Source organism: Sorangium sp. So ce124 (assembly GCF_051525235.1).
In the GTDB taxonomy this organism is placed as follows: domain Bacteria; phylum Myxococcota_A; class Polyangia; order Polyangiales; family Polyangiaceae; genus Sorangium; species Sorangium atrum.
Map to the genome: position 1 here is coordinate 2774154 of NZ_CP150312.1, position 18239 is coordinate 2792392.

General features: G+C 70.6%; 13 protein-coding genes. 5 read left to right on the plus strand and 8 right to left on the minus strand.

The features are described 5' to 3' along the window. Positions 1-198: 198 nt before the first annotated feature. Positions 199-447, minus strand: coding sequence for a hypothetical protein (locus WMF19_RS10650; RefSeq protein WP_437898972.1), 249 nt, complete (start codon positions 445-447; stop codon positions 199-201). On the opposite strand from WMF19_RS10650, the gene WMF19_RS10655 reads away from it, so the two are divergent. Beyond that, positions 446-1948 carry a hypothetical protein gene (locus tag WMF19_RS10655; protein WP_437898973.1) on the plus strand — a complete coding sequence of 501 codons (1503 nt, stop codon included), beginning with the start codon at positions 446-448 and terminating at the stop codon, positions 1946-1948. The two genes, WMF19_RS10650 and WMF19_RS10655, sit on opposite strands and share 2 nt — an antisense overlap. Before the next feature lie 152 nt (positions 1949-2100). Then, positions 2101-2481 carry a hypothetical protein gene (locus tag WMF19_RS10660; protein WP_437898974.1) on the plus strand — a complete coding sequence of 127 codons (381 nt, stop codon included), beginning with the start codon at positions 2101-2103 and terminating at the stop codon, positions 2479-2481. A gap of 23 nt (positions 2482-2504) precedes the next feature. Here the strand turns inward: WMF19_RS10660 and WMF19_RS10665 are convergent, their stop codons facing one another. The 3 genes from WMF19_RS10665 to WMF19_RS10675 are packed head-to-tail and all read right to left on the minus strand — an operon-like array spanning position 2505 to position 6643. Next, positions 2505-4844 (minus strand): hypothetical protein, encoded by a 2340-nt coding sequence (locus WMF19_RS10665; RefSeq protein ID WP_437898975.1) that lies wholly within the window; start codon positions 4842-4844, stop codon positions 2505-2507. 3 nt (positions 4845-4847) lie between these two features. Next, positions 4848-5792 carry an ABC transporter substrate-binding protein gene (locus WMF19_RS10670; RefSeq protein ID WP_437898976.1) on the minus strand — a complete coding sequence of 315 codons (945 nt, stop codon included), beginning with the start codon at positions 5790-5792 and terminating at the stop codon, positions 4848-4850. Between the two features lie 35 nt (positions 5793-5827). After that, positions 5828-6643, minus strand: coding sequence for an ABC transporter permease (locus WMF19_RS10675; protein ID WP_437898977.1), 816 nt, complete (start codon positions 6641-6643; stop codon positions 5828-5830). A gap of 527 nt (positions 6644-7170) precedes the next feature. Between WMF19_RS10675 and WMF19_RS10680 the strand changes: the two genes are divergently transcribed. Next, positions 7171-8331 carry a sulfotransferase family protein gene (locus WMF19_RS10680; RefSeq protein ID WP_437898978.1) on the plus strand — a complete coding sequence of 387 codons (1161 nt, stop codon included), beginning with the start codon at positions 7171-7173 and terminating at the stop codon, positions 8329-8331. After that, positions 8328-9182 carry an ABC transporter ATP-binding protein gene (locus tag WMF19_RS10685; RefSeq protein ID WP_437898979.1) on the plus strand — a complete coding sequence of 285 codons (855 nt, stop codon included), beginning with the start codon at positions 8328-8330 and terminating at the stop codon, positions 9180-9182. The genes WMF19_RS10680 and WMF19_RS10685 overlap by 4 nt, the downstream gene beginning before the upstream one ends. A gap of 51 nt (positions 9183-9233) precedes the next feature. Here WMF19_RS10685 and WMF19_RS10690 read toward each other — a convergent pair whose 3' ends face one another. Next, entirely contained in the window at positions 9234-10508 is a 1275-nt protein-coding gene (locus WMF19_RS10690) for a glycosyltransferase (protein ID WP_437898980.1), read from the minus strand. Positions 10509-10521: 13 nt separating this feature from the next. Then, on the minus strand, positions 10522-11316 hold the full coding sequence (locus WMF19_RS10695) for an OmpA family protein (RefSeq protein ID WP_437898981.1): 795 nt from the start codon (positions 11314-11316) through the stop codon (positions 10522-10524). A 215-nt stretch (positions 11317-11531) separates the two neighbouring features. Between WMF19_RS10695 and WMF19_RS10700 the strand changes: the two genes are divergently transcribed. Beyond that, the gene (locus WMF19_RS10700; RefSeq protein ID WP_437898982.1) at positions 11532-12944 is read left to right on the plus strand and encodes an L-serine ammonia-lyase; all 1413 of its coding nucleotides are present in this window, start codon (positions 11532-11534) and stop codon (positions 12942-12944) included. A 319-nt stretch (positions 12945-13263) separates the two neighbouring features. Here the strand turns inward: WMF19_RS10700 and WMF19_RS10705 are convergent, their stop codons facing one another. Together WMF19_RS10705 and WMF19_RS10710 are read right to left on the minus strand one after the other, a co-directional pair. Then, positions 13264-14106, minus strand: a complete 843-nt coding sequence (locus WMF19_RS10705) for a hypothetical protein (RefSeq protein WP_437898983.1) — start codon at positions 14104-14106, stop codon at positions 13264-13266. Beyond that, entirely contained in the window at positions 14103-17933 is a 3831-nt protein-coding gene (locus tag WMF19_RS10710; RefSeq protein WP_437898984.1) for an RHS repeat-associated core domain-containing protein, read from the minus strand. The genes WMF19_RS10705 and WMF19_RS10710 overlap by 4 nt, the downstream gene beginning before the upstream one ends. Positions 17934-18239: the final 306 nt, after the last annotated feature.

Consider the following 18239-nt stretch of genomic DNA (forward strand, 5'->3'; position numbering starts at 1 on the left):
CTCGGCTGGGCAAGATCGCGTTTCCCATGGGCTGAGCAAGGACGCGCTCCGCACGCGCCGCTCGGTCGGCTTTGATGCGGGCCCTCGGGGCGCCTCGCTGTGGCTGTCTGCCTGCAGCAAGCCTGCGAGGAGGTGCGGGCGACGGCGCCGGGCGGCGTGCCGAGCTGGCCGCGCCGCCGCCCTGAACGGCACGACGACCTACAAGGGGAGCCGCTCCGGCAAGCTGGGCCTGCCCGACCACGAGAACGACGTCGGCCATCGAGCGCGGAGGGGACGGCGGTCTCGTGGCTGCATCTCCTCCACGGAGATATCCTCGATGACCGTCGACAGGATCCACGGGTGATCGAACGGGTCCTCGATCCTGGCCGCACGGTGGCCTTCGCCCGGGAGCACGACGGCGCGGCGCCTTCTTTCGCCAGCCGCCTTCGCTGCTATCTTGAGCCACATGCGCCACGCCTTCTTCCTCGCTTGCATCGCCGCCTCGCTGATGCCCGCCGCGTGCACCTCCCTCTCGATAGGCTCCAGCAACGGCGAACAGGCGGCCGGTGGATCGCCGGGGGGCGCCGGAGGGCAGGGCGGCGCCGGAGGGCAGGGCGGCGCCGGAGGGCAGGGCGGCGCCGGAGGGCAGGGCGGCGCCGGAGGGCAGGGCGGCGGGCAAGGGGTTTGCCTGGGCGGAGACGGGAGCGATGGGAGTTGGAGCCGTCTGTTGCTCAGCCAGGGAGAGTGGGACTCGGGCGAGGGCGTCATGCCTGCCGCCCTCGTGCCCAATGCCGTCGTGGTGGACGCCGCCGGCAATACCGTCGTCGTCGGGGTTTTCTCCGGCGCCTTCCAGGTCTGCGGCGAGCAGGTTTCCGCCACCTCGGAGTACGACCTGAATTGCTTCATCACCAAGCTCGACGCGGCCGGCGAGCATCTCTGGACCCACCGCTTCGACGATCCTGTAGGCTTCTATGACTGCTCCGTGGTGGCCGTCGATGGCGAGGGAAACATCGTCTTTGCCGGCCTCGGTCCGCGGGTGATCGGGCTCGATCCTGCGGGGACCGTGCAGTGGCAGAAGGTCTTCCCCGGGTACGCGACCGTCACGGCTTTGGCCCTCGATCCGGCGGGGGACCTGGTCATCGCCGGCGTGTTCCGGGAGGCCGTCGATCTCGGCGCCGGTCCGATGACCACGACCGGCCGCGATGACCCACACGTCTTCGTGGCCAGGCTCGACCCGGCCGGGGTCGCGCTGTGGAGCCGCGACCTGGGCAGCTACGACGATCTGCGGGCCTCCGCGGTGGCCGTCGACGACGCAGGCTCGATCCTGGTCGCGGGCAGCCTGTTGGGCACGATCGAGGTCGGATCCACCGCGCTGACCAGCGCCGGGGACGCAGACGCTCTCCTCGTCCGCCTCGACGCGGCGGGCAACCCGGTCTGGGGCGCGCGCTACGGCGACGCCGGAGCGCAGAGCCTGATCGGCGTCGCCCTCGACGCGGCCGGCGACGTCGTGATCTCGGGCTCCTTCAAGGGGAGCATCGAGCTCGGCGGCGGTCCGCTCTCGCCGTCCAGCAGCCCGGGCGTGACCAGCAGCTTCGTCGCGAAGCTCGACCTCGCGGGCGCGCACCTGTGGAGCCGGGGCTATGTGGGTCCGTACGATTGGCTGATGAGCAGCATGGCCGTGGACGCCAGCGGGAACGTGCTGCTCGCCGGCCAGGTCAAGAACCCGCGCGACTCGCCGTACGATTACTTTGGTGACGCGCTGATCGCGAAGTTCGACCCGGCGGGCGGGCTGCTATGGGAGCGGACGTACGGGAACAGGAGCCAGACGCAGGTGGCGGGGGGCGTCGCTGTCGACGCGACCGGGCATGTGGTCGTCGCCGGCTTCGTGGATGGCACGATCGACTTCGGCCACGGCCCGCTCTCCAATCCGACCAACCGCAGCGGCTTTGTCGTCAGGCTGGCGCCCTGAGGCCCAGGCGCGAGCGCGCGAGCAGAGGCGGCTCGCAGCGTATCTCCTGGTCGACAAAAACAGACGATGATACGGAACATTTTGCGACATCTTGCTCGATGGACGGCTGACTATCCCCCCGCGGGACACGGCGGGTCCACAAGGTCGCCTACGTGGCTCCGCTCAGCTACGGCGTAGAAGATCCGCGTTACGTCGATTTCCTGAATCAGGTCGGCGATGCGGGCTGTCGCGAGCGCATCGCCGCGCTCCAGCGCGAAGTGCTGCTCCGGCGTCCCGCCATGCTCGATCGCGCGGAGACGGAGGCGAACGCGCTGGGCGTGACCTACGACCTGTTCGGCGTGGAGGCGCTGCTCGAGGCCGCCGTGGTGTGGCTCCCATTCTCCTTCTGGGCGTACTCGTCCGAGGGCTCCTGCGGCGGAATCCCGGATGCGTCGGCGTCCGATAACGACATATGGTCGATCCTCGACACGCTCTCTCCGGTGAGCTCCGGCTCCGATGCGTCTTATCTCAGCCTGGAGCCTCACACCCTGTGAAAAGCGTCCTCGCGAGCGCGGAGCTAGCGAGCCCAGCGCACGAAGAGCGGGCTCGTCCAGACCTTGGCGTCACCGATCTCGCGCCCGAAGAGGTACACGGGATAAGCGGGCGCTCGCCCATCGCGCGCCGGCGGCGCAGCGCTCCAGGGCAGCGTCAGCTCGCCCGTGAGCTCCAGCGGCAGCACCGCGTCCGTCACGCGCTCGACCGCGACGAAGAGGCCCTCGCCGCCGAGATCGAAATGAACCCGACCGTTGTCGAGCAACGCTCCTCCATGCACTTCGAGCTGCGCCGCCTCTCCCCAGGGCTGGCCATCGAAGCCGCTCACGCGCACGTCCAGCGTGAGCCGGGCGTCCCGCAGCGAGACCAGCCGGAGATCGAGCTCGTCCGCGTCGCCGTGGGTGGTGCTCCGAACCTCGAAGCGCCCGTCGGACAGCGCACGCACGCTCTCCTCGGGGTGCTCGAAGCCGCGCGCCGTCCAGTCTTCGACGGCCGTGCCGCTCACTCGCAGCGACAGCGCGTAGTTGGCCCAACGATAGCGATCGCGCACGCGCGCGCCGCCCCAGCGCACGCGCAACCGGTTCGCGGCGTAGCCGAGCTCGCTGTGCAGGTCGCGCTCCCAGACCACGCCTCGGTGATCTTTGAGCGCGACGTACTCCCAGCCCGAGTGCCCGAGCACCCGGTAACGCACGGGCAGCGGCCCCCCGTGCTCGAGCTCGTCGCCCTGCACGTGCGCTCCCGACCCCAAGAGCGCGACGTTGCGCTCGCCGGTCGTTGCCCACGTTCGGCGCTGGCGCAGGGCCAGGCCGATGGCGGCGCGATCGAGCGCCGGGCTGAGCACGCCGGTGAGGCCGCCGCGCACGCCGAAGATCGAGGCGCCGGGGGCGCCCCCGCCCGGTCGCCCGCGGTGCTCGTCGCCGGAGGCGCTGGCGCCGAGCCGGTAGCCGCGCGCGAGCGCTTCCGAGAACAGCCACTCGAAGTGCCCCCAGGACGACGCCACCTCGCACAGCCGCTCGAGCTCCGTGTGATGGTAGTCGAGGCTCGCGCGGCGACCGCCCACGTGAGGGATCAAGAGAAAGCGCTCTGGCGCGTCCTGATACGCCGCGTAAAGCGCTGTGAGCGGCCAGCGGCCGGGCTCCGGCGCTGCCCCGCGCATGTGCTCGTGCCACTCGAACGAGCGCAACGACCTGCCGGTCGCGTCGTTCGGGAAACGCACCTCGTCGGAGAGGAAGACGACGTTGTGGTCTCCTCCCACGGCGCTGTTGCCGCACCACTCGGTGCCCGGGAAGCACACGAAGCGGCCGTCCGCGTGGAAGCGCGCGATGTCCGCCAGCGCCGAGCTCCAGTCGCGATCCGTGATCTGGAAGTCGTTCACCGTGTAGCCGAGCACGTCCAGCCCGGCGAGGTCACGCGCAAAGCTCAGGTTGGAGGCGGTGGAGTTGGTGCCGACGGTGTCGTGCGCGTGCACGTGCAGGTCGGCGAAGTACGGGCGCTCGCTGGGCAGCTCGCCAATCGAGAGCGGAACGGACGAAGCCCATGTCTCCTCTCCGCTGTCGACGCGCACCTCGAGCCGGTGGTCGCCCGCCTCCGAAGGCCGGAGCTCGTGCCGAAGCGAGCGCGCGCCGGCCAGCCATGTCGCCGACTCGCTCACCGTCTCGCGCACCGCCGCGCCGCCCCGGAGCGAGAAGCTCACCCGGGCATCCGCGAGGGCGCACGGGTTGCCCCAGGCGTCGTCGAGCCGCACCACCACAGGCACGCTCACGCCGGGCCGAGCCGCGCGCGGCGTGAGCACCCGCAGCGCGTGCGGGGGCCCGGCAGCGACGCGGAGCACGATGTCGCCGGGGACCGCCGCCAGCCGCGACGTGCCTGTCACGTCAACGTACGCGCGGAACCTGAATGCGTCCTCCACGAACGTCTGCACGCGCGTGCCGGCTCCGCCGTGCGAGCGATCACCGAGGCGCACCTCGATGCGATCACCGGGGCGCGCGAAGCCGTCGACGAGGTCCACGATGACCGCCTTCTGGTACGGGCGCTCGTGCCCCTTGGTGTCGTACTTGACCGCGAGACGCCGGAGCGTCGCCGGGCTCTCGCCGGGGAAGCTCGCCCTCGGAACGAAGCGCGCGCTCACGTAGTCGCGCGCTCGTGGCTCGTGCGTCTGCAGGTCGCCCCAGTCCGAGTAGAACTTGAACGTGATCTTCAGCCGGCCGCTGTCGGCGATGCCCGAAGCGCCGACCTCGTACACAAGGAGGATCTCTTCGACGGCCCCTGCGCGCACTTCGACGTGCGAGGCGCTGAGCGAGCCGAGGAACGGCAATCCCGCGAGATACGCTTCGAGCCCCTCCGGGGCGATCACGGTGGTCGCCACGGCTCAGTACACGAACACGGCGCGGTTCTTCGTCAGCCCGAAGTCGACGAGCTCCTGCGCGCGCCGCTCGGCGAAGGCCCTGAGCTCGGGCGAGACAGCGACCGACAGCTGCTTGCCCGCGGCGTACAGCGGGTTCTCGGCCGAGATCTGCTGCACGAGCGAGGGCTCGAGGCGCAGATCCTCGGCGAACCACTCCGCCGTCTGCTGGGGGTTCGCCGCCACGAACTGCGCTGCTTCCTGGATCGCCGCCACCAGTCGCTCGCGCACGCCGGGATGCTCCGCGAGGAACTCCGTGCGTGCGATGGCCCAGAGGTGATGCGGCCAGCGCTGGATCACCCGCGCGCCCTTCTGGCTGAACTTGAGCAGCTGAGGCTGGCGCAGCAGCACCGCGTCCGCCTGCCTCTGCTCGAGCGTGGCGGGCTGCGCGTTCGGCGGCACGTTGACGAGCGTGACGTCTGCCGCCGGGTTCAGCCCGGCCTCCCGCAGCGCCGCGAGCAAATCGACCTGTGAGTCCGTGCCGAAGGCGACGGCTATGGTCTTTCCCCTCAGATCCGCGAGCGAACGCGCCGGGCTGTCGGCGGGCACGACCAGGCCGTGGCCGGACTCGCCCACGGCGGCGATCACCGTCACCGCGCCCGGTTGCTTGGACAGGTACGTGGCCGTGGGCACGAGCGACGTGAACGCGACGTCGAGGCTCCTGGAGACCAGGGCCTCGATCTGCGGCGGCCCGTACTGGAAGAAGGCGGCCTGCACCGCGATGCCGTGCCCTTTGCCGATGTCCGTCTTGCCCAGGACCTTCGCGATCTCGCCGTGCAGCGCGGTGGCATAACCGACGCGCACGGCCAGCGGCTGGGCGCTCGGGACCCGGGGCCACGCGACCGCCAGCGCGATGGCCGTCAGCGCCGTCAGCGCGGCGATCCAGCCGAACCTCCTCACTCCTCGACTCATGATGTTCTCTTCGTCTCGCTTCGTTCGAAGGACCTTCAGTCCGCCTTCTTCCAAGGGAAGATCCAGGCTTCCAGGCTGCCGAGCACGAACGTCATCAACGCTCCGATGATGGCGATCATCGACATGCCGACGAACACGCGCGGCGTCTCGAGCTGGAGCCGGTTCAGCTCGATCATGTGCCCCAGCCCGGAGCGAGCGGCGACCAGCTCCGCGGTCACCACGGCCATCCACGACTGACCGAGGCCGATCTTGAGGCCCGTCCACACGTGGGGCAGCGACGACGGCAGGTACACGAAGCGCAGGAGCGACAGCCGGCGCGCCCCCAGGCAGCGCGCCGCGCGCAGGTGCTGCGAGTCGACCGCGCGAGCGCCGCCGAGGGCGTTGAGGAAGATCGGGAAGAAGGCCGCGACGGCGGTGACGAAATAGCTGGGATGATCGCCGAGGCCGAACCACAGGATGGCGATGGGGACCCAGGCGATGGGCGGGATGGGGCGCAGAAGGGAGAGCACCGGCAGGAGCAGCTGGCTCAGCGAGGGAAACGACACCACGAGCAAGGCCAGAGGCACCGCCGTGAACGCCGCCAGCGAAAAGCCGCTCAGCACCCGCTTCAAGCTGGCGGCGACGTCGACGAGCAGCGTGCCGTCCTGCACGACCTCGTGAAAGCCGCGCAGCATGGCCCAGGGCGAGGGCAGCAGGATCGCGTTGTCGAGCCACAGCGACGCGGCGCCCCAGCCGCCGAACAGCAGGGCCACGCCGGCCAGCGCAAGACCCGAAGCGCGCGCCACGTCCCAGCGGAACGGGCGCCTGGGAACGGGCACGGCGAGCGGGCTGGGCTCGGCGTCGCTCGTCACGACACGACCCTCGGGTCATCGAGCGTCTTCGATCTCGCGTCCCGGATCAGCCTGACGAGGATGGGAGTGCGGGGGCGCACATCCATGGCATGATCGGCCGGGGCGCGCGCTGAGATGAGGACGAGGGACATCAAGTGGTTTTCGATCGTGAGACGAAGTCCGACAACGCAATCCCACACCACCGGCGCCGCTCACGCGCGCTCGGCCAGGCGCGAACGTCGGCCGCGCGAACACTGCATCGACGGGTGATTGCACAGGACGTGCCAATGGCAAAAAATCGCATGCGACCGGCGATTTTGCCGCCGCCGTGGGGAGACGCTGCTGCCATAGCAGCAGCGGATCAGCAGCATTGCTGCTCTGGCAGCAGTACGGAGACCCAGAGACAGGCGGCGTGGGCCGAGCGCCGGTCACCGGATCATCCAAGGCCGGGTGAGGTCGCGCTGTCGCCGCGAGCCGGAGAACGACACAACACGAGACGATCCAGATAGACGGTTGCGCGCGTCCTCCGGTATGCTCTGAGCGTCCATATGGCCCGCTCCAACGCCCCGTTCTTCATCGTAGGTAACGAGCGCTCCGGCACAACGCTGCTCATGGCGATCCTGGGGCACCATAGCCGCCTCGCCGTGCCCGAGGTCGCCTGGTACTACCCGCGCTTCCGTCCCTACCTGCACACGTACGGCGATCTGAAGCAGGCGGAGAGCTTTCGCACGCTCGTCTCCGAGATGATCTTCGGGCTGAAGACGCCGTTCTTCGGGCTGGACCTGAACCCGAGCACGATCGTGCAGGAGCTCATCGCTCGCACCCGGCGAAACACGTTCGGGGAAGCGTATCGTGTCATCCTGGAGCGCTACGCAGACGCGGCGCAGAAGCCGCGCTGGGGCGAGAAGACACCGCACAATTTGTTCTACGTGCGCGAGATCCTCGAGGACTTCCCCGAGGCGAAGTTCTTGAACCTCGTGCGAGACGGGCGCGATGTCGCGGTGGAACAGCTCCGCTCGGCGTTCGGCCCCCGCAACGTCTACGCCGCCGCGCTGATCTGGCGCCGCTCGCAGGCCATCGCCGAGCACTGGGCGCGCACGCTTCCGAAATCGCAGTGGCTGGACGTGCGCTACGAGGAGCTCACCCGTGAGCCCGAGCGCGTGCTCGAACGGGTGACGGAGTTCTTGGGTGAGGACCACGAGCCCGAGGTCTTCGAGTTTCACCGGGGGGAGATCGCGCGCCGGCGCGCGCAGACGCGCGATCACAGGGCCCTCGGTGGTCCGGTCTCGACGCAATACGTCGGCATCTACCGGCAGTACTTGAGCCTGGAGGAGCAAGGCGTGTTCGCCGCGGTCGCCGGCGACGCGCTCGGGCGCGCGGGGTACGAGGTCGGGGTGAGCCCGCGGCCAGTCTCGGACGAGGAGGCGGCGCTCTTCCTGGAGCTCGACGCCCGCATCCGCGCCGCGACCCTCGACGCGCCCGAGGGCCATATCGTGTACGAGAGCTATAACGACTGGCTGGCGGATCAGCGCGAGGAGCGCCGCCGGCGCGGCCTGTGGACGCGCGATGCCGCGCCGCGCCCGTTCGGCGCGGAGGAACCCATCTTCGACTGGGACGAGGAGTTCGTCGCAGGCCAGCGCGCGCCTCGAAAGTGGAAGGACTACTTCGCCGTGAAGCGTCGCTACAACGGCACAGGCATCGTGCTGTGACGCAGGCGGCGGTCGATGGGGCTCTGGCAGCCGCGGGCGAGCGCGCCACCCTGGCGAAGCGCGCGGGCGGCGCCATCGAGCTTGCGGAGATATCGGTGCAGTTCGGCAAGGCCGGGCGCGAGGTCACCGCGCTCCAGCGCGTGAGCCTCACGATCGAGCCGGGGCAGTTCGTGGCCGTGCTCGGGCCGTCCGGCTGCGGCAAATCGACGCTGCTGAACGTGATCGCCGGGTTCGAACGACCGCGGGCGGGCTCCGTGCGGGTCGACGGCGAGCTCGTGACCGAGCCCAGCCCTCGCCGCCCGGTGGTGTTCCAGCAGCACTCGCTGTTTCCGTGGATGACGGCGCTCGACAACGTCGCCTTTGGCCTCAAGATGGCTGGCGACGCGGCGGCGCGCGAGCGCGCGCGGCACTACCTGGCGCTCGTGGGCTTGTCGGATTTCGCCGAGCATTACCCGGAGCAGCTGTCGGGTGGCATGCAGCAGCGCGTGGGTATCGCGCGGGCGCTCGCCGTGGAGCCCGCCGTCTTGTTGATGGACGAGCCGTTCGGCGCGCTGGACGCGCAAACACGCGCGTTGATGCAGGAGCAGCTGCTCGGCCTCTGGGAGCGTTGGCGTCACACCGTCGTGTTCGTGACCCACGACATCGACGAAGCGATCTTCCTCGCCGATCGCGTGGTGGTGCTGGGGGTCAAGCCCAACGGCCTCAGGCGGATCGTGGACGTCGACGTGCCGCGGCCGCGCAGCCCGCGCGCGCGGCTCGATCCGACCTACCAGGCGTTGTATCAAGATCTCTTCGGGCTGATCCGGGACGAGAGCTCGAAGACGTTCCATGGATCGAGGGCTGCGTCATGACGAGGACGGGCGGCGGATGGCCAGTGTCCTCGATGCTGGCCTTCTGCGCTGTCACCTCATCGCGCGCGCCGTGAGGTGCCGCTCGATGTGGCCTATCGCCGTGGCCACGCCGTCCTCGCCGCGGATCCGGCGCCCGAGCTCCTCGGCGCGCTCTTTCATGCCGGCGTCGGTCGCGGCGGTCCGGATCGCGGCCGCGAGCGCGTCGGCGGTGAGGCGCGGCCGCGGGATGGCGCGCGGGCCGACGCGGAGCTCCTCGACGCGGCGCCCCCAGAAGAGCTGGTCCGCGAGGTGCGGGACGACCACCGCGGGCCGCCCGGCGCGCAGGCACGCGGCCACGGTGCCGGCGCCCCCGTGGATCACGGCCGCGGCGACCCGCGGATAGAGCCAGTCGTGCGGCGCGGCGTCGATCCGGAGGATGGTGTCGGGAAGCGCCATGTCGCCGAGCCCGGCCCAGCCGGAGAGCAGCACGGCGCGCTGGCCGCTCCGCGCGACAGCGTCGACGAGGAGCCTCGTCGTGGCGCCGGGATCGTGGGACGTCATGCTGCCGAAGCCGAGGGCGATCGGCGGCTCGCCCGCCGCGAGGAACCGCTCGAGGGCCTCGGGCGGCCGGTACTCTTCTCCCTCGTCGAGGAACCAGTAGCCCGTCGTGTGGTAGCTGGGCGGCCAGTCCGGCGGGTGCGGGACGACGTGGGCGCTGTAGCCGTGGACGACCAGCATGCGGCGCAGCGCGGCCATGTACGCCCGCCGATCCTGCGGCGGCAGGCCGAGCCTCTGCCGCACGCGGGCCGTCACGCCGCGGTACCAGCGCCACACCGTCGGCTCGATCAGGAGCTTTCCGAACAGGAGGTTGAGCAGGCTGTCGCGGCGCGGGACGGGGGCGGCGAGCGCGGTCGGCCCGTGGCGCGTCGCCAGGATGGAGGGCTGGAGCGGCATGCTGACCTGCACTGCGCCGGAGGCCTCGGCGATGGAGGCCGCGTACGTGTCCGAGGTGAAGCTGCTCAGGATGAGCTCGGCGCCCTCGCAGGCGCGCAGGGCGTCGTCGGCCATCTCCGCGCCGAAGCGGTCGATGATCCGCTGCAGGATCCCCGACTGGGCCATGGGGTTCGTGCCGCGCGAGACCCACTCTTTGCCGAGGTCGCTCTCCATGATGTCGACGGAGTCGACGCTCGCCGGGAGGGTGGCGAGCCCGTGCGCCTCGATCCAGGGCAGGAAGCTCTTGCCGGCGAGGACGCGGACAGCGTGGCCGCGGGCCGCGAGCGCCTTGCCGAGCGCGATCGCCGGCTGCACGTCGCCGCGGCTGCCCAGGGCGAGGACGGTGGTCTTCACGAGCCGCCTCGCCTCAGAGCGCCTTCCAGGACGCGTCGCCCGAAGGCAGCCGCGGCGGCTCGACGGACAGGATGTAGTCGACCCGGCGGTTGCGCGGCTCGTCCACCTGGTCTGCGGTCTTCACGAGCGGCGCCGACTCGCCGAGCCCCTCGAAGGCGATGGGGAGCTTCACGCCGCGGCCCTTGAACCAGGCGGCGATCGCGCGGGCGCGCTTCCGCGACAGGGCGAGGTTGTGCTCCACGCTGCCGACCGTGTCCGTGTGGCCGACGATGAACAGCGTGATCTTGCCGAGCTCGCTGGTCTTCGCCACGACCTCCGAGATCTTCTGGAGGCTCGCCTCCAGCTTGGGCACCTCGGGGGCGCGGATGACGTCGGAGTTGGTCTCGAACTGCACCTCTTCGTGGGGGATGCTCACGTTCCAGGGGATGATCGCGATCCCCGCCCAGTAACCCTCGGTGTCGTAGCCGTACACCTCGATGCGCGCGACGGGCTCGTCGCTCGAGGGCGACCAGGTCACGGCGAGCGGCGAGCCGGCGGCGGCCCCGCCGAACGGCTTCTCCTCTTCGGCCAGGACCGCGCCCGACTGCCCGAGGACCTTGATGCGCACCTTGCCGGCGGCGCGCGACAGCTTCACCTCGATCTGGCGGCCCTTGACGTCCACCTTGGACCTGTCGATCGTCACCTCGAGCGCGGGCGGCCTCGCCTGGGCGCTTCGTGGTGGTGAGGGCGCGGGCGAGGGGCCGTCGGCGCGCGCGGCGGTGGGGATGAGCAGGGAGGCGGCGAGGAGCACGGCCGAGGCATGGCGCATGGGGATCCCCATCTCTGGCGGGTGAGGGAAATGCGGGAAGACGTCACCGAGCATACCAAAAGGCGCGCGTGGTGGAGCGGCGGGGTGACGCGCTGTGTGTTCGCGGTGCGAGCCGCCCTGCGCGCCGGCCTGCACCGGTGTAGGGTGTACCGTGGAGCGTCGAGCGCGCTCCGGCAAAGGCGCCGGAGATCCTGCTGAACGGCGTTCCAGGGCACATGGCAGTCACCATTTTCGACCTCTTCAAGATCGGTATTGGGCCGAGCAGCTCGCACACGGTCGGGCCGATGCGCGCGGCGCGCATGTTCGCGGTGGATCTCGAAGAGGCGGGCCTGCTCGCCCGCACCGCGGCGGTGTCGGTGGAGCTGTTCGGGTCGCTCGGCGCCACCGGCCGCGGCCATGGCAGCGACAAGGCCGTGATCCTCGGGCTCATGGGCGAGACGCCGGACGGGGTGGACGTCGAGCGGGCGGGCGCGATCGTCGAGGGCGTGCGGCAGAGCGGCCGGCTGTCGCTGCTCTCGCGCCACGAGATCGGTTTCCAGGTGAAAGGACACCTGGCCTTCCTGCACCGGAGCCTGCCGTTCCATCCGAACGGCATGCGCTTCACGGCGCTGGACGAGGGGGGCGCGCCGCTGCGCGCGCGCGTGTATTACTCGGTGGGCGGCGGCTTCGTGGTGAACGAGGCGGCGGCGAAGGGGGAGAACCCGATCGAAGCGGACACGACGCCGCTCCCGTACCCGTTTCACAGCGCCGCGGAGCTGCTCGCGGCGTGCGCGGCGAGCGGCCTGTCGGTAAGCCAGGTCATGCTGGAGAACGAGAAGGTCTTCCGCCCGGAGGCGGAGACCCGGGCGGGTCTCCTGCGGATCTGGGGGGTGATGCAGGAGTGCGTGCGGCGCGGCTTCCGGGCGGAGGGCGTGTTGCCCGGCGGCCTCAAGGTGGTGCGCCGCGCGCCGGCCTTATACCGCAAGCTCATCGAGAGCCCCGAGGCGGGGCTCCGGGATCCGCTGACGGCGATGGACTGGGTGAGCCTCTACGCGCTCGCTGTGAGCGAGGAGAACGCCGCCGGGGGCCGCGTTGTGACGGCGCCGACGAACGGCGCGGCGGGGATCATCCCTGCGGTCCTGCACTATTACCGGCGCTTCGTGCCGACGTCGACGGACGAGGGGGTCATCCGGTTCCTGCTGACGGCGGGCGCGATAGGCATCCTCTACAAGGAGAACGCGTCGATCAGCGGCGCGGAGGTGGGGTGTCAGGGCGAGGTGGGCTCGGCGTGCTCGATGGCCGCGGGCGCGCTGGCCGAGGGGCTGGGCGGCACGCCCGCGCAGGCGGAGAACGCGGCCGAGATCGCGATGGAGCACAACCTCGGATTGACGTGCGATCCGGTGGGCGGGCTCGTCCAGGTGCCGTGCATCGAGCGCAACGCGATGGCCGCGATCAAGGCGATCAGCGCGGCGCGCATGGCGCTGCACGGGGACGGGGCGCACTTCGTGAGCCTCGACAAGGTGATCAAGACGATGCGCGACACCGGGGCAGACATGGAGTCGAAGTACAAGGAGACGGCGCGCGGGGGGCTCGCCGTCAACGTGCTCGAGGTGCCGGTGGAGGTGGGGGTCAATTTGCCGGAGTGCTAGGATTGCGGAGGGCAAGGTCCTCGTTGGTTGCGTGTGTGCGCCGGGTAGCGCCGGGTCGGCGGTGGGCGCGGAACCAGGGACGACCTTGGGCCTCGTCGCTGGTGCGGAGGAGCGGAAGACGCAAAGCGCAACGAGCTCAACAGTTTCACGGGATAGGTACGGCTCGGTTCTCCTCCGCTGCGGCCCAACTCGGGCCCAGCCGGTCGCCTTCGAAAGCTTCTTCTTCGGCGGGCACGAGTTCGCTTTCGCAGAAGGCGCCGTCTCGTGTCCCGCTCCGCGATCTCAGGTCGCTGAGCCCGGGCCGGGTCGGGTGGCCGGCTCAGTCGAGCGGATCCCCGTCCTCGTCGATTGCGACGGCGAAGGGCCCCGCGCTTGGCCCCGCCGGCATCACCCACCGGCCGGCCACGGCGTCGGGCGCGACGCCGGCGAGCTCCGCGATGCGCTCTTGCCAGTGCTCGGACGCCTCGGTCGCGCAGCGAATCACCGTGGACGCCGTCTCGCCCCCCGCCGGCTCGGCCTCCAGCGCCACGGCGACCTCCGCCGCGAGCGCCGCGTCCGCCTCGACAATCTCGGCGTCCGGATCGGACCGGCGGATCAGATCCGCGACGCGCGCGGCCTCCGACGAGCCGAGCACGTACGTCCCCACCTGCGCGCGCTGCGCTTCCACGAGCCGACCCAGTGCGTCCTTGCCCACCGCGCCCAACGCAGCAAGTTCGAGCGGAACCGCCCGTGTGCGGGCCGAGAGCCCCGCCTCGGCGAGCGCCTCGGCAACGGCGCGCTCGTCCACGATCTCGCCTCCAAGCACCGCGACATCGCCGAAGCGGTGCCGGCGGACCACCTCCCTTGCGGTCAGCGAGGCGCCCTCATGCAGCCCGATCCCCGCCCGCGCACACCCGACCCGCACGGCCGGGAGCGCCGCGCGGGACGCCGCCGCGCTGGCCAGGAGCACCGCGGAGATGCCGTATCCCCGCACCAGGTCGAGGCACAGGAGCACGAGGCGGGCCGCCGACACCCGCGACAGCGTGCTGTAGGGGGCGTGGCGCGTGTCGGAGAGGTGGATGATCCGGTACCCCTGTACGAGCGACGCGATCTGCGACGAGAGGCGCGCGGCGGCGCCGCGCTCGTCGAGAATGACGAGGGTTCGATGGCTGGATGAGTTCATGACTGGCGGGGGGCGAAATGTAGCAGGTGGAGCTGACCATTTGGAAGGCGGCCGATCGAGTAGGTGACGCGATTCACGCACGCGCGCTGCGCCGGCTGCCCTGAATTGGACTCCAGTCCTTCGAGCGTCTCCCTGGGCGTGAAGGAGCCGGAGTGCACCTGGCCCGGCGCGAGGGAGCGGAGGGCCGCGTCGTCGCGGGTCATGATGTCCCGCAGCGAGCGTAGCGCCTGGTTGCGCGAGCGAAAGACCGTGTTCGTCTGCTTGCTCGGCCGCGAGGTCGCGAGCGCGGACGGATCCTGCCCCGGGCCCGGCACGTGTGCACGCGCGTGCCCCACGTTGTTCCCGAAGCTGCGGTTCTCGGAGTCCTCCAGCAGCCGCTCGGCCTCGCGAAGCGACGCGAGGCCGAAAGGATCGATCCACGCAAACGGGTTGACCGCGTAACCGTAGTACCCCGACCCCCCGGCCACGCCGAGCGGATCCGGGGAGACGAACATGCCATCGGCCGGGTCGTAGTAGCGATAGCGGTTGTAGTAGAGGCCGGTCTCGGCGTCTTCGTACTGGCCCGGGAACCGCAGCGGAGTGCTGGCGCCGCCGTCGCGCGGCGACTCGAGCCCGAAGGCCTGCCGCTCCAGCGAACCCACGATCGCACCCGCGTCGTCGAGGAGCTGCTCCGGCGTGCCGACAGGATCGTTGACGTAATGAACCCATCGCCCGTCGGCCTCGCGGTGCGCCACCGGGACAAACGAGTCGTCCATGAAGCAATAGGTCCGCACCGAGGCTGCGGCGCCCCCGGGCGTGGCCGCGCTCTGCCCCGGAGAGCGCGTGATCTCGTGCACCAGGACGTCTCCATCCCACACGAACCGGGTCTCGCGCGCGAGCCGCAGCGCGCTTGCCGTCTCGTCCCACGCGAGAACGCGCTTCCGGACACGCCTCGCCAGCGGATCGTATTCGAACTCGACGCGAATGCCGTCCGACGCCTCAACGTGCTCGAGCAGCCCCGCCCCGCTCCAGCCGTAGCGGTAGACGCGCGGCTTGTCCCCTCCTGCGTCCTCGCGCCGCTCGACAAGCCGCCCCTCGGCGTCCCAGCGGTACTCCGTGTTTCCCTTCCGGAGGAGTTTCCCACCCCTGCCGTACCTGCGCTCCGGAGCGCCATCGCCCTCGTGCAGGTTGCCCGCGGGATCGTAGCGGAACACCTCGCGCCGCCCAACCTCGGGCGTCATCGCGAGCAGCTGGCCCACGCGGTCGTAACGGAACTCCGTCGCCCCGCGCGCGCCGCCGCTCCGTGCCACCAGCTCGCCGGTCGGATCGTGGTGGTAATTCATCAGCGCCACGACGGCGTCGGGCAGCTCGCCCACCCACGCCGGGTGGCCCGGCGCGGTCGGCGGGCGCTCCGCGGGGCGCGTGACGCGCTGCTGTGATAGGCGGCCCAGCGGGTCGTATGAGGTCCCGATCGCGCCGCCGCCCGGGAGGCGCCGGAGGACCTCGCGTCCGAGCGGATCCAGCCCGTGCTCGATCGGCGCCGCATTGTCCAGCACCGTGCGCACGCGCGAGCCCATCGCGTCGCGGGCGATCGCCTCGCTGTGCCCGAGCGTCGTGCGCCGCGAGATCCGGTTACCCAGCGCGTCGTATTGCGCCTCGACTGCGTGCGCCTCGCGCCCCAAGACCTGGGTCTCCTTGACGATCTGGCCGAGCGGGTCCCTAGCGAGCTCGATGTATCCGCCGGGCCAACGCGCCTCGACCAGGTTGCCGAGCGGATCGTACTCGAAATGCTCGTCGCCCGCCGTGGTCGTCCGCTGGACGAGGCGCCCCGCCAGGTCGTACGCGAGATCGGTATGCACCGCCGGCCCCGCCGCCTCGGCCGCGATCGACTCGCCCGTCGTGATCCGTGTCGGGCGCCCCGCCGCGTCGAGACGATAACGTAGCACGCGCCCGTCGAACGTGCGCTCCTCGATCAACCGACCATAGATATCATAAAGGAACTGGTGTTTCTCCCCGAGCTCGTTCACGACCGTGGTGAGCTCGCCCTCGCGGTTGTACAGCAGGCGGGCCACATGGCCGTTGGCGTCCTTGCGCCAGCAGAGCCGGTGATACCCGCCCCATCCCCACTCGGTGACATGCCCACTCGGGTTCTGGGCTCGTACGAGGTGACGCTCCCCATCATACTGATACCGCGAGACGCCTCCTTGCGCATCGATCACCGAGATCAGGTCGCCGCGATCGGAGTAGACGAAGCGCGTCTCTGCGCCCGCCGGATCGGTGCGTCCCGTGACCCGGCCGAGCGCGTCGTACCGGAAGCGCCATACCGCGCCGTTCGGCGACGCGACCGCGGTCAGGTTCCCCTGCGCGTCGTACTGGTACGATGTCCTGGCGCCGTTCGGATCGATCCGCTCGCGCAGCAAGCCCCGCTCGTCGTGGCGGTAGGTGGTGGTTTGCCTTAGCGGATTTGCGATATGCTCCGGGTTGCCCCGCGAGTCGCGGAAGATCTGGGTCCTCCCGCCGAACGGATCGGTGATCTCGACGGGGGAGCCCGCCTCATCCCGGACGATCGACGTGCGGGCACCGAGCTGGTTCGTGTAGCCGAGCACGTTCCCGCGCCCGTCGCGCTCGAAGCGCTCGAAGCCGCCGGCCGGATGCTCGAGGACGGCGAGGAACCCGCGCGCGTCGTACACGGCGCGCACGGGCGACGGCCCGGCGTCGTGCGCCATGGTAATCAGTCCGAGCGCGTTGTGGGCGAAATGTCCGACGTGGGTCGAGTCGATGACGTGCGTGTAGTCCTCGTCGAGGTACTCGAAGACGCAGTGGTGGACGCCCCTGGCGGGGTGGCGGCCCGAGGCAAGCACCGAGGGTACGTCCGGGTCCAGGCTCGGATCGAGGCTGGACAGGTAGTCGCCCCAGGACTCGATGCAACGCCCCTGGGCGTCGTACACGAAATGGAAGCAGAGGCCGGTCCGATCGACGTCGGCAGTGAGCCTCGCCTCGTCGTCGTACTCGTAGCGCGCGGAGAATCCGTCGGCGTCGGTTGCCCCGACGAGCCGTCCGCGCGCGTCGTAATCGTATCTTTCCAGGGCGACCCACCGCCCCTGCTCCAGCGCGTTCTTCACCTCGATCGAGGCGATGTGCCCGGTGCCGTCCCTGCGCACGCGGAGCTTCCGGCCCGCGCTGTCCGTCACCTCGGCGAGCTGGCCCTCCTCGTACACGAGCGCGATGCGGTTCTTGTTCCTGTCCTCGATCGCCGTGAGCAGGTAGAGGTGCTCGCCGAGCTTCTCCGAGAAGGCGTAGAGTCGCCCGTCGTTCGGGTCGACGACATAGCCCCACGGCTCGCGGCGGAGGCGGAAGCCGAACGAGGAGACCACGTCGTCGCCCACGCGCAGCGACTTCGGGAAGGAGACACGCGTGCCCTGGTCCGTCCAGACGTCGACGGAGCGGCGGCGCTCCTCGACGCGCCAGCCGAGGCTGTGGGCCCATCCCCACCCCAATCCGATGTCGCGGCAGTGCGCGTGGGCGCTGTAGCTGCGCGTCAGCTGGAGCGGCAACGGTCCGGGTAGCTCGACGATGAGGATGGGGTGGGTGAACGCGCGCCCCGTGGCGACGTCGACCGGGTGCGACTTCGTGCCGCAGAGCGGATAGCGCTGCGGATCCGGGGCGCCCTTGCCGCCGCCCCGCGCCTGGTTCCCGCCGCTCCCGCCGCCTGCGCCCTGCCGGCCGGATCCGGCGCCGCCGCCGGGCCCTCCCGATCCCCCGCCGCCGCCGCCGCCGCCCATCACGAAGACGCCGGGGTTCATGCCGGGAATGGCCGGGATGTTCGGGACCGGGGCAGTGCGTGCCATACCCTGAGGATCGCTTAGACGTCCGCAGGAGACAATCCACCAGTTGCCGGGCTCGATGATCAGCTCAAACTTGGCCGCTCCTACGGTGCCACCGGCATCCCGAGCTGCCGACCGATCGCCTCGTGAACGACCCGGGCTGCCATGTCGTCTCCGCGGACGACGACGCGGCTCAGGATGTCGGCGAGCGAGGCAACCACGGCGGCCCAAGGCGACGGTCCGGCCGGCGCGAGCATTCCAGGCCCAACCGGCCGTCTTCAGATGCTTCAGCGTCCATTACGGCAGGGGCGGCGGCGTCCTCCCGGCCCA